This window comes from Caulobacter sp. ErkDOM-C, assembly GCF_048541825.1.
Taxonomy (GTDB): Bacteria; Pseudomonadota; Alphaproteobacteria; order Caulobacterales; family Caulobacteraceae; genus Caulobacter.
In genome coordinates, this window is record NZ_CP183332.1 from 3,344,550 (window position 1) to 3,356,562 (window position 12,013).

At 66.9% G+C, this 12,013-nt stretch carries 13 protein-coding genes; 1 reads left to right on the forward strand and 12 read right to left on the reverse strand.

Annotation, left to right across the window (positions count from 1 at the left end):
- Positions 1-16 precede the first annotated feature (16 nt).
- Positions 17-499 (reverse strand): peroxiredoxin, encoded by a 483-nt coding sequence (locus ACN2C8_RS16105; protein ID WP_419253034.1) that lies wholly within the window; start codon positions 497-499, stop codon positions 17-19.
- 111 nt (positions 500-610) lie between these two features.
- Between ACN2C8_RS16105 and ACN2C8_RS16110 the strand changes: the two genes are divergently transcribed.
- Entirely contained in the window at positions 611-1,195 is a 585-nt protein-coding gene (locus ACN2C8_RS16110) for a YqgE/AlgH family protein (protein ID WP_419253035.1), read from the forward strand.
- Positions 1,196-1,312: 117 nt separating this feature from the next.
- On the opposite strand, the gene ACN2C8_RS16115 is transcribed toward ACN2C8_RS16110, so the two are convergent.
- The 11 genes from ACN2C8_RS16115 to ctaD all read right to left on the reverse strand — a co-directional run bounded on the left by ACN2C8_RS16115 (position 1,313) and on the right by ctaD (position 12,011).
- Positions 1,313-2,980, reverse strand: a complete 1,668-nt coding sequence (locus ACN2C8_RS16115; protein WP_419253036.1) for a putative bifunctional diguanylate cyclase/phosphodiesterase — start codon at positions 2,978-2,980, stop codon at positions 1,313-1,315.
- 44 nt (positions 2,981-3,024) lie between these two features.
- Complete coding sequence (locus tag ACN2C8_RS16120) at positions 3,025-3,585, reverse strand: GNAT family N-acetyltransferase (RefSeq protein ID WP_419255899.1); 561 nt, start codon at positions 3,583-3,585, stop codon at positions 3,025-3,027.
- Between the two features lie 58 nt (positions 3,586-3,643).
- Positions 3,644-4,915, reverse strand: coding sequence for a M16 family metallopeptidase (locus ACN2C8_RS16125; RefSeq protein WP_419253037.1), 1,272 nt, complete (start codon positions 4,913-4,915; stop codon positions 3,644-3,646).
- A complete protein-coding gene (gene thrC, locus ACN2C8_RS16130) occupies positions 4,912-6,312 on the reverse strand; it encodes a threonine synthase (protein ID WP_419253038.1) in 1,401 nt (466 codons plus the stop codon). The genes ACN2C8_RS16125 and thrC overlap by 4 nt, the downstream gene beginning before the upstream one ends.
- Complete coding sequence (locus ACN2C8_RS16135) at positions 6,312-7,001, reverse strand: SURF1 family protein (protein WP_419253039.1); 690 nt, start codon at positions 6,999-7,001, stop codon at positions 6,312-6,314. Before ACN2C8_RS16135 ends, thrC begins: the two co-directional genes overlap by 1 nt.
- Positions 6,994-7,356, reverse strand: coding sequence for a DUF983 domain-containing protein (locus ACN2C8_RS16140; RefSeq protein ID WP_419253040.1), 363 nt, complete (start codon positions 7,354-7,356; stop codon positions 6,994-6,996). The genes ACN2C8_RS16135 and ACN2C8_RS16140 overlap by 8 nt, the downstream gene beginning before the upstream one ends.
- A gap of 129 nt (positions 7,357-7,485) precedes the next feature.
- Entirely contained in the window at positions 7,486-8,361 is an 876-nt protein-coding gene (locus ACN2C8_RS16145; RefSeq protein ID WP_419253041.1) for a cytochrome c oxidase subunit 3, read from the reverse strand.
- 72 nt (positions 8,362-8,433) lie between these two features.
- Positions 8,434-8,982, reverse strand: coding sequence for a cytochrome c oxidase assembly protein (locus ACN2C8_RS16150; RefSeq protein ID WP_419262250.1), 549 nt, complete (start codon positions 8,980-8,982; stop codon positions 8,434-8,436).
- Between the two features lie 106 nt (positions 8,983-9,088).
- Positions 9,089-9,238: a hypothetical protein gene (locus ACN2C8_RS16155; protein ID WP_419253043.1), complete on the reverse strand. Its 150-nt coding sequence runs from the start codon at positions 9,236-9,238 to the stop codon at positions 9,089-9,091.
- Positions 9,235-10,245, reverse strand: coding sequence for a heme o synthase (cyoE, locus tag ACN2C8_RS16160; protein ID WP_419253044.1), 1,011 nt, complete (start codon positions 10,243-10,245; stop codon positions 9,235-9,237). Before cyoE ends, ACN2C8_RS16155 begins: the two co-directional genes overlap by 4 nt.
- A 101-nt stretch (positions 10,246-10,346) precedes the next feature.
- Positions 10,347-12,011, reverse strand: coding sequence for a cytochrome c oxidase subunit I (gene ctaD, locus ACN2C8_RS16165; RefSeq protein WP_419253045.1), 1,665 nt, complete (start codon positions 12,009-12,011; stop codon positions 10,347-10,349).
- Positions 12,012-12,013: the final 2 nt, after the last annotated feature.

Below are 12,013 nucleotides of genomic sequence, written 5' to 3' on the forward strand. Positions count from 1 at the left end.
AGGGCTTTTGCGATCCCTACAGCTGGCCCAGCATGTAGTCCGCCGACGAGACCTTGAACTCACCGCCCTCTTCGACGTTGAGCGACGTCACCACGCCGTCCTTGGCGATCAGCGAATAGCGCTGCGAGCGCGAGCCCATGCCGAACTTGGAGCCGTCAAACTCCAGGCCGATGGCGCGGGTGAAGTCGCCGTTGCCGTCGGCCAGCAGCATCACTTCGTCGGTGATGCCCTGGTCCTTGCCCCAGGCCTTCATCACGAACAGGTCGTTGACCGAGACGCAAGCGATGGCATCAACGCCCTTGGCCTTGAACTCGGCGGCGTGGTCCTTGAAGCCCGGCAGGTGCTTGGCCGAGCAGGTGGGGGTGAAGGCGCCGGGAACGGCGAACAGGGCGACGGTCTTGCCCTTGAACAGGTCGTCGGTGGTGACCGGCGCAGGGCCTTCGGCCGTGCTGGTCATGAAAGTCGCCGCGGGAAGCGTATCGCCAACCTTGATCGTCATGGGCTTGGTCCTGTCCTTTGAGAGTGCGCAAATCGAATATAGGTCCGACGACAACGCGCCAACCCCAAGGTTCGACTTGAAACCGTCGCGTTCTATCCCGATCCTGTGTCCATGAACCGCGACACGCATGACGAGGCGGACTTCCTGGCCGGGCGCCTGCTGGTGGCCATGCCGGGCATCGAGGACGAACGCTTCGAACGCGCGGTCCTCTATATGTGCGCCCACGACGAAGAGCAGGCCATGGCCATCACGGTCAATCGCCCAGTCGAGGGCCTGACGGTGTTCGAGCTGCTCGACAAGCTGGGCGTTCGCTCCGAGATCAAGACCCAGAACACCCTCGTTCTGCTGGGCGGTCCGGTCGAGCTGGAGCGCGGCTTTGTGTTGCACACCGACGACTTCAACTCGCCCGACTCGACCCTGCCCCTGCACGACGGCCTGGCCCTGACCGCTACCCGCGACGTGCTGGACGCCTTGGGCAGCCAGATCCACCATCCCCGCCGGGCGATCCTGGCCCTGGGCTATGCCGGCTGGGGTCCGGGCCAGCTGGAGCAGGAGGTACGCGACAACATCTGGCTGGTCTGCGACGCCGACGAGGAGCTGCTGTTCGACGACGACCATGAGCACAAGTGGACGCGGGCGCTGGCCAAGCTGGGGATTTCTGCGGATCACCTGTCGACGCAGGCGGGACGGGCTTAAGAGTCCTCTCCCTGTGGGAGAGGGGTCGGCGCAGCCGACGGTGAGAGGGGGCGATGAACAGAAGGGACTTCCCCCTCCGGTCGCTTCGCGACCACCTCCCCCGCTAGGGGGAGGACTTCAGCCCCGCGCCTTCACCGGCGCGGCGCCATCCACATAGGCCTCGTTGAGATAGACCTCGGCCTCTTGCGGCGACAGAGCCGGCGCGTAGCCGAAGCCCTGGCCGTAGTCGCAGCCCAGAGCCTGCAGGGCGGCAGCCATTTCGGCGTTTTCGACGCCTTCGGCGACGACTTCCAGGTCCAGGTCCTGGCCCAGCTTGACCACCGAGCGGACGATCTTGGCCGAACCCGGATTGCTGCCCATGGTGCGGACGAAATAGCGGTCGACCTTCAGGGTGTCGAACGGCAGGCGCGTCAGATACTGCAGCGACGAGAAGCCGGTGCCGAAATCGTCCAGGGCCAGGCCGGCCCCGGCGTCGCGCAGGGTGCGCAGGATCACGGCGGCCCGTTCGGGGTCGCGCATGATGTCGCTTTCGGTGACTTCCAGCTTCAGGGCGCCGCGCGGCAGGTTGTTGATCCGCAGCACCTCGGCCACGTCATCGACCAGGCCCGGACGGTCGATCTCGCCGGTCGACAGATTGACGCTGACGGTCAGGGCCCCGACGGCCGGATGGCTGCGGCGCCAGGCGGCCAGCTGCGCGCCGGCGGTGCGCATCATGTGCTCGCCCAGCTCGCTCATCAGGCCCATTTCCTCGACCAGCGGGAGGAAGGTGTCGGGCGGCAGCATGCCGCGGCGCGGGTGCAGCCAGCGGGCCAGGGCCTCGAAGCCCGACAGCGCGCCGGTCGACAGGCGCACGACGGGCTGGAAATAGGGGGTGATCTCGCCGCGGGCGATGGCGCCGCGCAGGTCGGCCTCCAGGGCCAGGCGCGACAGGCCGTCGGTCTCCATCGAACGACCATAGGCGGCGGCGCCGCCGCGACCGGCCGAGGATGCGGCCTCGACGGCCAGTTCGGCGCGACGCAGCAGTTCGGTCGCCTCGGGCGCATCTTCGCCGCCCTCGGCGTTCACAGCCCCGATCGACAGGGTGGGGTGGATATCGAAGCCGGCGATCCGCAGCGGCTGTTCTAGGGCGTTGCGCAGCAGCTCGGCCGGCTCGAAGCCCCTCGGCTCGCACAGCACGGCGAATTCGTCCTCGCCGATCCGGCCCAGGATCGAGCCGGTCGGGAAGGCGGCCGCCAGGCGTGAGCCCAGGGCGGCCAGAACCAGGTCGGCGCGTTCGTGGCCCAGGGCCTCGTTCAGGCGGCGCAGGCGATCGACATCGGCGACCACCAGCTCATGCACGCCTTCAAGGCGCAGACGCTCGCGGGCGCGGGCGATGAAGCTCTTGCGGTCCAGCAGGCCGGTCAGGTCGCAACGCTCGGACGCGGCGAATTTCACTTCGGGGGCGACCACGCCGGCGGCGCGCACGCCCTCCTCCAGCCACACGCCCCGCCAGATGCAGGTTTCGAAACCGCGCATGCGAAAGCGCGCCATGACTTCCGAGCCGGGCTCGCGGAACTTCAGCACTTCCTCGGCCTGGGCGCGGTCCTGCGGCAGGGCCAGGGCGCGGAAGGCGGCGGAGGAGCATTCAGGGGCCAGCGGGCCAAGACCCAGCGCCCGGGCGGCGCCATTGACCCTCAGGCGGTCAGCTTCAGGCTCCCAGACCCACAGGGCGACATCGGCCGCGCCCAACGCTTCCAGCGTGGCGGTCGTGTCCCAGATCTTACGGTCCGTAGCCCGAAACGACATACTCGATCCCAACGCCACCTCGGCGTCTCTCGCCCGGACCGGCGCTAGGATCGCGCAACAAGTCCGAACAGACGATGATCTCGCCACTCGCCGTTAATTTTCAAATAAGCGGGGGCGTAACCCTCCTCGGAAAAGCCGCATTTCATCAAAAGCGCGGCCGAGGCGGCGTTTTCCGGCATGCAGGCGGCCTCCATCCGGTGAAGCCCCAGCCCCTCGAAGGCGAAGCGGATCACGGTGGCGACGGCGTCGGTCATGTGGCCCTGGCGCGCGTAGGGCTGACCCAGCCAGTAGCCGACCGTGCCGCTCAGGGACACGCCGCGCCGGACGTGAAACAGCCGCACCGCGCCGATCAGGGCGTCGTCACTCTTGCGGAACACGAAGAACGGCCATGCCTCGCCGGTCTCCAGTTCGCGCGCATAGGCGCCCAGCCGGGCGCGGAAGGCGCGACGACCCAGGTCGTCCTCGGCCCAGGTGGGCTCCCAGGGCTGCAGGAAGCTGCGCGACTGGCGGCGCAGATCGGCCCAGGCGCTATGATCGGACACGCGCGGCGGGCGCAGATAGACACCGCTGCCCTGGAGCTTCAGGCCGGGCCTGGCGCGGAACATCTGCAGAAGGGTCGACACTTGAACTCCAGCAGGCGCGAAGGGGGGCGAGATTCGGCGATCAGGCCGCCCCAAACAAGGCCTTCTCGAAGGCAGGGCCGGCTTTCAGGGCCGACTTGGCGCCCAGGATGGCCGTGGCGCAGCGCCGCGAGTCCAGCAGGCGCTGACCCAGCCGAACGACATCGGCCGGGGTGACAGCATCGACCTCGCCAGCCAGTTCGGCCGGCGGATACAGGCGGTCAAACAGCAGCACCTGGCCGGCGGCCTGCTCGGCGCGCGACAACGCTGCTTCGCGGGCCATGAACATGTGCGCCTTCAACTGAGCCTTGGCGCGGGCCAGCTCAGCCGGCTCGATGTGGCGGGCCAGGGCGACCAGCTGCTCGGCGCACACCTTGGCGGTCTCGACCGCATTTCCCGCGGCGCAGCCGGCATAGATGCCCAACGCCCCGTGATCGGCATAGGTGTCGGAATAGGCGTCGATATTATAGGCCAGACCGCGCTTCTCGCGGGCCTCCTGGAACAGCCGCGACGACATGCCGCCGCCCAGGCATTCGGCAAAGATGCGAAGGGCGAAATAGTCCTGCTCACGCGCGCCGCAGGCCGGCAGCATGAACACCAGATGCGACTGTTCCAGCTTGCGCACCTCGCCCTCGTGGCCGCCCACGAACGGCGCGGCGACGGGTTCGGCCAGGCTCTCGCGCACCGGCACGCCGCCAAAGGCCCGCTCGGCGGCGGCCATCAGCTCGGCCTCGCTGACCGCGCCGGTGGCGCTGATCACCAGCCGGTCGGGGGCATACAGCGCGCCCCGCCAGTCGGACAGGGCGGCGTTGGTGGCGGCATTGACGCTCTCGACCGAGCCCAGGATCGGGCGGGCCACCGGATGGTCGCCCCAGGCCGCACGCTGGATCAGGTCGAAGACATAGTCGTCGGGCGCGTCGGCGGCCTCGGCGATCTCCTGCAGCACCACCTGCTTTTCGCGGGTCAGGTCAGCCTCGTCGAGGGTGGGGCGCAGCAGCAGGTCGGCGATGACGTCCATGCCCAGATCCAGGCCGCCCTTCAGCGCCCGCACCTGGAAGCTGGTGCGCTCATAGCCGGTGGCGGCGTTGAGCGAGCCGCCCTGGCTCTCGATAACCTCGACGATATCGCGCGCGCTGCGCGATCCGGCGCCCTTGAAGACCATGTGCTCCAGCAGGTGCGACCAGCCGGACTGGGGGACATCCTCATGGGCCGCGCCGCGACCGGCGACCACGGTAAGGGCCAGGGTTTCCAGGCCGGGCATCGGATCGCAGACGACCCGGACGCCGTTGGGGAGGGTGTTGAGGACAGCGCTCACGAGGTGGCCGCGAAGGTGCGGACGAAGGCTTTCACCGTGTCGCCGCTGGCGGGCAGGCGCTCGAAGCGTTCGGGCTTCTGCGACAGGTCCGGCGTGGCGCGCGGCGTGGCCGGGGTCAGGCCGCAGGCGGCGGCGACCGCCTCGGGGAACTTGGCCGGGTGGGCGGTGGAGAGCACCACCACCGGCGTAGTCGGGTCGTCCAGCTTGACGACCGCAGCGGCCGCGACGCCCACGGCGGTGTGCGGATCGATGACCTCGCCGGTTTCGTTGAGGGTCGAGAGCATGGTCTTGGCGGTGTCGGCCTCGCTGACGGCCACGCCGCGGAACAGCTCGCGCATGGTGGCGAAGGCGCTGGGCGGGATGTCGATCAGGCCGCTATCGGTAAAGCCCCGGAAGGCGCGGCTGGTCTCGACCCCGTCACGGCGTACAGCTTCGAAATACAGGCGCTCGAAATTGGAGGCGACCTGGATGTCCATGGCCGGGCTCTGGGTCGCGGCCACGGCGCCCTTGGTGTAGCGGCCCTGCTCGAAGGTGCGGGCCAGGATGTCGTTGGAATTGGTGGCGCAGATGATCTGGGCGATCGGCAGCCCCATGCGCGAGGCGACGAAGGCGGCATAGGCGTCGCCGAAATTACCGGTCGGCACCACGAAGGCCACCAACCGCTCCGGCGCGCCCAGGGCCACGGCGGCGGTGAAGAAATAGACGCTCTGGGCCGCAATCCGCGCCCAGTTGATCGAGTTGACGCCCGACAGGTCGACCGCATGGCGGAACTGGTCGTCCTGGAAGGCCTGCTTGACGATGGCCTGGCAGTCGTCGAACGAACCCAGGATCGAGACACAGGCGACATTGTCGTCGGTCGCCGTGGTCATGAAGCGGCGCTGGACCTCGCTGATCCGGCCTTCGGGAAACAGGGCCACGATGCGGGCGTTCTTGCGACCCCGGAAGGCCTCGACCGCCGCGCCGCCGGTATCGCCCGAGGTGGCGCAGATGATGGTCATCTTGCGCGACTGGCGTTCCAGCACATAGTCGTACAGCCGACCCAGCAGCTGCATGGCGACATCCTTGAACGCCAGGGTGGGGCCGTGGAACAGCTCCAGCAGAAAGCGGTTGGGACCCAGCTGCTTGAGCGGCGCAACAGCGCTGTGGGCGAAGCTGGCATAGGCCTCGGCGCACATCTCGGCCAGCACCTCGGCGGGGATGTCGTCGCCGACGAACTTGCCGATCACGGCGGCGGCGACTTGGTCATAGGGCTTGCCGGCGAAGGCCGCGATCTCGGCCTTGGTGAAGGTTGGCCATTCGGCCGGCACATACAGGCCGCCGTCGGGAGCCAGGCCCGCCAGGACGGCGTCGAGGAATCCGATGGGCGCGGCCTCGCCGCGGGTCGAAACGTAGCGCATCAGGGTCTCAGTCTCCGCCAGAGCATGGCGGCATAGATAAAGAGCAGGGTTACGGCAAGACCGAACCACGTCAGGGCGTATTCGAGGTGCCGATTGGAAATTTCTGCCGGAAGCGGCGCGGGGACGATCCCGGCCGGGGCTGGGGTCTCGCGCTCGGCCATAAGGGCCAGCGGCGCCGGCTTGCGGCCGGCCAGCCCGGCCACCGCGGTGGCGCGGTCGCCGCCCAGCTGCTCCAGCGGGATCAGGATGCCCGTCACCTGCCCAGGCTCGGCGAAAGCGCGCGCCGGCGCCTCGACCTGGCCGGTCAGATCGAGAACCACGCCGCGATCGACCAGGATCAGGTCATAGGGACCGCCGCCCTCGATCCCGCACAGGGCCTGGGCGCGCCAGACGACGTCGCCGTCGCGAATGCCATAGGCCAGGGACAGGGGCGGCAGGGACGCCGGGCGACAGGTGACGCTGACCCGCGTCCAGGCGACATTGCGGCCCTGGGCGGCGTCGGTCAGCACCGGGCCGATCGGGGCCGCGGAGGCGGTCTTCAGGATCTCGATCCGCGCGAGCAGATCCTGCTTCCAGGCCATGCGCTTGATCTGCCAGGCGCCCAGGAAGCACAGGATGCCGAACGCAATCGCCACGGCGATGGTTAGGCCGATCGGAAAGCGACTTTTGACGGGAGGGGTCTCAGACATCGCGGCCGCCGGCTTCCGAGGCCTTGTTGGCGACCTGCGCGGCCACCATCAGGCCTTTGGCGGGGCGCATCAGGCCAAGACTCAGGCCCAGGGTGACCGGCAGCCAGACCAGCAGCAGCAGCCAGATCGGCCAGTTCCAGGCAAACATCGAAAACAGCGCGCCGAACGCGCCGACGCTGCCACCGATCAGGATGATGAAGGTCGAGGCCCCGTCGCCCGTCTCGTGGCGGCCCAGCTCGAAGCCGCAGGCCTCGCAGGTCGGGGCAATCTTCAGGAACCCGTCGAACAGCAAGCCCTCGCCGCACTTGGGGCAGCGACCGCTGGCGCCGGCCAGATAGGGGTTGGTGTGGCTCATGGAGCCTCCTGAAATGAAAAAGGCCCGGAACGCTGGCTTAGCGTTCCGGGCCCCCTCGGAAGTCTGGATCTTAGAGCGTGGCGGCTCAAAATGTGAGGGGTTTAGCCCTCACATTTCAACTTTCGAACCCTAGTGGGCCGAAGCGCCGAAGATCACGTAGATGAAGGCGAACAGGAACAGCCAGACCACGTCCACGAAGTGCCAGTACCAGGCGGCCGCTTCGAAGCCGAAGTGCTGCTTGGGGGTAAAGGCGCCGTTCTGCAGGCGGATCAGGCAGACGATCAGGAACAGGGTGCCGACAAACACGTGGAAGCCGTGGAAGCCGGTGGCCAGGAAGAAGGTCGAACCGTAGAGGCCCGAGTTCACGGCCGCTTCCGAATAGAACAGCTGCTCGTGGTTGATGTGGGCATATTCATAGAACTGGATGGCGGTGAACAGCGCGCCCAGCAGGACGGTCAGGATCAGGCCCCACTTGGCGCCCTTGCGGTCGCCAACCTGCAGGGCGTGGTGAGCCCAGGTGACGGTGGTGCCTGACAGCAGCAGGGTCAGGGTGTTGACCAGCGGCAGGTGCCAGGGCGAGACGGTCTCGACGCCCAGAGGCGGCCAGGTGGCCCAGGCGGTGCGGACTTCCTCGATGGCCGAGAGGGTGCGGTGTTCATGGAACAGCGCCATCTCGAAGAACATCCAGAACCAGGCGACGAAGAACATCACTTCCGAAGCGATGAACAGGATCATGCCGTAGCGCAGGCCGATCGAGACGACTGGCGTATGGTCGCCGGCCTTGGCTTCCTTGGCCACATCGCTCCACCAGCCGAAGAAGGTGTAGAGGATGCCGGCAAAGCCTGCGGCGAAGATCGCCCAGTTGCCTTTTTCGATGCCCAGCACGCCGCCCTTGATCCAGCCGATCAGGCCGATGGCCATGATGGTGGCGGCGACCGAGCCCACGAGGGGCCACGGGCTGGGCGGCAGGATATGATAGTCGTGTTTGACGGCGCCGTGGGCCATGGTGGTGCTAACCCTTATTCCCTTCAAACGTTGCCGGCCGAGTCCCCCCGCCGCAACGCTCCATATTGAACGCTATAGCCCTCTCGACGGCGCGCCGCCAAGGGGTTGAACGATACGCGGCGTCGTTGAAGCCACCAGTTTTTTCCCGGCGTCGTCCTCGACCGCCGGGAAGAAGGTGTAGGAGAGGGTGATCTCGCCCTTACCCTTGGTCTCCGGATCATCGACATATTGCGGATCGACGAAGTAGACGACGGGAAACTCGATCGTCTGGCCGGGCTGGATCGTCTGGTTGCTGAAGCAGAAACACTCCAGTTTCTGGAAGTAAGGCCCGGCCTGTTCTGGCACCACATTGTAGATGGCGCGGCCGGTCATGGCCTGGTCGCTGCGGTTGGTAACCTTGAAGAACGCCAGGCCCGTGTCGCCGATCCGGATATCCTGGCTGACCTGCTCGGTCGAGAAGTCCCAGGGCAGGTTGCGGATATTGGCGTCGAACCGGATCTTGACCTTGCGGTCCAGCACCTTGGTCGGGGCCAGATCGGCCTTGCGCACAGTGCCGTCGAAGCCGGTCATCTGGCAAAACAGCTTGTAGAGCGGCACCGAGGCGTAGGCCGCGCCGACCATGCCGAAGAAGGCGGCTGCGCACAGCAGACCGACACGCGCGTTGCGCTTGGCGGCGAGGTCCTTGACGGCGCCGAGCGCCTTGACCGGACCCGGGCCGGCGCCCGGATCAGAAGGGGCGGTTAGCGACATTGGCGCCGAGCCTCACGACAGTGACCACAAACATCAGGATGACAAAGGCCAGCAGGCCCAGGCCCAGGGCGATATTGCGCCCCTTGCGCGCCCGCGCGGCGGGGTCTTGTTCGACAAGTTTGTTCATCGCAACAGCTCCAGGGCTTTGACGCCAAAGATCGCTTCGCCCAGCAGGGCGGCGAACATGGCGAACAGATAGAGGATCGAGAAGGCGAACAGATTGCGCGCCGCCTTGGCGCCGGCGGCCTTCACATCGTCGGTGACCTCATAGAGGTCGCGGTCGGCGGCGCGCGGATCGGCGGCGTCCCCGGCCTTGCTGAGAAACACCCGGAAGGCCAGCAGCAGGAACACCGCGCCGCCCAGACCGGCCACCGCCAGATACAGCGGGCCGCCCAGGCCGGTCAGCACCGGCAGCAGGCAGACCGGGATCAGGATCAGGCTGTAGATCAGGATCTGCAGGCGAGTGGCCTTGGCGCCCTTGACTACCGGCAGCATCGGCACGCCGGCCTTGGCGTAGTCGGTGGTGATGTACAGCGACAGCGCCCAGAAGTGCGGCGGGGTCCAGAAGAAGATGATGGCCACCATCAGCCAGGCGTTCAGCGGGGCCGAGCCCGTGGCCGCAGCCCAGCCGATGGCGGGCGGCAGGGCGCCGGCCAGTCCGCCGATGACGATATTCTGGGTCGTCCAGCGCTTGAGCCACATAGTGTAGACCACGGCGTAGAACACGATGGTGAAGGCCAGCAGGCCAGCGGCCAGCCAGTTGACCGCCATGCCCAGCAGCATCACCGAAAACAGGCTGAGCACCACGCCCAGGGCGGCGGCGTCGTCGCCACGCACCTTGCCCGAGGGCACGGGGCGGCCGCGCGTGCGGCGCATCAGGCCGTCGATATCGGCGTCGAACCACATGTTCAGGGCGCCCGAAGCCCCTGCCCCGACGGCGATGCACAGCACCGCCACGGCGGCCAGCACCGGGTGCATGGGCGTGCGGGCGGCCAGAAGGCCGGTCAGGCCGGTAAACACCACCAGCGACATGACGCGGGGCTTGAGCAGCTGGAAGAAGTCCTGCCAGCGGGCGACATCGGGCGTCGTCTGCGGCGGGGCGGTTTCCGGGGTCATGGCGGCGATCTTCGACATCAGATTCTAGTTATAGCGGTCTTGATGGGCGAAGGGCGCGGCCCGGACCCTTAAGTGGTCCAGACCGCGCCCCCGCAGGCTTCAATTCAGTCGTCAGGCCCCTAGTGGTGGCCGTCTTCGCGGATCACCGGCGGCTCGCTGAACTGGTGGAACGGCGGCGGCGACGACAGGGTCCATTCCAGGGTGGTGGCGCCTTCGCCCCACGGATTGGCCTCGGCCGGGCGACGACGGATGGCGGCTTCGATCAGGATGATCAGGAACACCACCACGCCGACGACCGTGATCAAGTAACCGACCGTCGAGACGTAGTTCCACTTCGCGAAGGCTTCCGGATAGTCGACATAGCGACGCGGCATGCCCTGCAGACCCAGGAAGTGCTGCGGGAAGAAGATCAGGTTGACGCCGACGAACATGATCCAGAACTGCACGCAGCCCAGGAACTCGTTGTACTTCACGCCCCACATCTTCTCGAACCAGTAGAAGAAGCCGGCGAAGATGGCGAACACGGCGCCCAGCGACAGCACGTAGTGGAAGTGCGCGACGACGTAATAGGTGTCGTGCAGGCTGTAATCGATGCCGGCGTTGGACAGGACGACGCCGGTGACGCCGCCGACCGTGAACAGGAAGATGAAGCCGATCGCCCACAGCATGGGCGTCTTGAAGCTGATCGAACCGCCCCACATCGTGGCGATCCAGGAGAAGATCTTCACGCCGGTCGGAACCGCGATGATCATCGTGGCGGCCACGAAATAGGCGCGCAGGTTGATGCTCATGCCGACGGTGTACATGTGGTGAGCCCACACCACGAAGCCGACGAAACCGATGGCGACCATGGCATAGGCCATCGCCAGGTAACCGAAGATCGGCTTGCGCGAGAAGGTCGAGACAATGTGGCTGATGATGCCGAAGCCTGGCAGGATCAGGATGTACACTTCCGGGTGACCGAAGAACCAGAACAGGTGCTGGAACATCACCGGATCGCCGCCGGCGGCGGGATCGAAGAAGTGGGTGCCGAAGTTGCGGTCGGTCAGCAGCATGGTGATGGCGCCGGCCAGGACGGGCAGCGACAGCAGCAGCAGGAAGGCGGTGATCAGCACCGACCAGGCGAACAGCGGCATGCGGTGCAAAGTCATGCCCGGGGCGCGCATGTTGAAGATCGTGGTGATGAAGTTGATCGCGCCCAGGATCGAGGAGGCGCCGGCCAGGTGGAGCGCCAGGATCGCCAGGTCCATGGCCGGACCCTTGTGACCGATGGTCGAGAGCGGCGGATAGATCGTCCAGCCGCCACCGAAACCCGCGCCAGGACCACCGTCGACGAACATCGAGATGCAGAGCAGAACCCAGGCGGCGATCAGCAGCCAGAACGAGACGTTGTTCATCCGCGGGAAGGCCATGTCGGGCGCGCCGATCATGATCGGCACGAACCAGTTGCCAAAGCCGCCGATCATCGCCGGCATGACCATGAAGAAGATCATGATCAGGGCGTGGGCGGTGACGACGGCGTTATAGCCGTGCTTGCCCTTGAACAGGCCCATCTGGGCCAGGACGCCGGTGTCGGAGAACACCTGGATGCCCGGCTCCATCAGTTCCCAGCGGATCAGGCCGGAAAGGGCGCCGCCCACCAGGCCCGCCATGATGGCGAACAGGATGTAGAGGGTGCCGATGTCCTTGTGGTTCGTCGAAAAGAACCAGCGCTGGAAGAAGGGCGGCTTGTCGTCGGCGCCATGGGCGTCGTCGTGATGATCAATGTCTGCGGCGTGAGCCATCG

Coding starts and splice junctions, on each gene's coding strand:
- ACN2C8_RS16140 (WP_419253040.1), bottom strand. CDS start 7,356: ATGAGCCACACCAACCCCTATCTGGCCGGCGCCAGCGGTCGCTGCCCC.
- ACN2C8_RS16135 (WP_419253039.1), bottom strand. CDS start 7,001: ATGTCTGAGACCCCTCCCGTCAAAAGTCGCTTTCCGATCGGCCTAACC.
- ACN2C8_RS16150 (WP_419262250.1), bottom strand. CDS start 8,982: ATGGTCGGCGCGGCCTACGCCTCGGTGCCGCTCTACAAGCTGTTTTGC.
- ACN2C8_RS16110 (WP_419253035.1), top strand. CDS start 611: ATGAACCGCGACACGCATGACGAGGCGGACTTCCTGGCCGGGCGCCTG.
- thrC (WP_419253038.1), bottom strand. CDS start 6,312: ATGCGCTACGTTTCGACCCGCGGCGAGGCCGCGCCCATCGGATTCCTC.
- ACN2C8_RS16120 (WP_419255899.1), bottom strand. CDS start 3,585: ATGTTCCGCGCCAGGCCCGGCCTGAAGCTCCAGGGCAGCGGTGTCTAT.
- ACN2C8_RS16145 (WP_419253041.1), bottom strand. CDS start 8,361: ATGGCCCACGGCGCCGTCAAACACGACTATCATATCCTGCCGCCCAGC.
- cyoE (WP_419253044.1), bottom strand. CDS start 10,245: ATGTCGAAGATCGCCGCCATGACCCCGGAAACCGCCCCGCCGCAGACG.
- ACN2C8_RS16105 (WP_419253034.1), bottom strand. CDS start 499: ATGACGATCAAGGTTGGCGATACGCTTCCCGCGGCGACTTTCATGACC.
- ACN2C8_RS16115 (WP_419253036.1), bottom strand. CDS start 2,980: ATGTCGTTTCGGGCTACGGACCGTAAGATCTGGGACACGACCGCCACG.
- ctaD (WP_419253045.1), bottom strand. CDS start 12,011: ATGGCTCACGCCGCAGACATTGATCATCACGACGACGCCCATGGCGCC.
- ACN2C8_RS16155 (WP_419253043.1), bottom strand. CDS start 9,238: ATGAACAAACTTGTCGAACAAGACCCCGCCGCGCGGGCGCGCAAGGGG.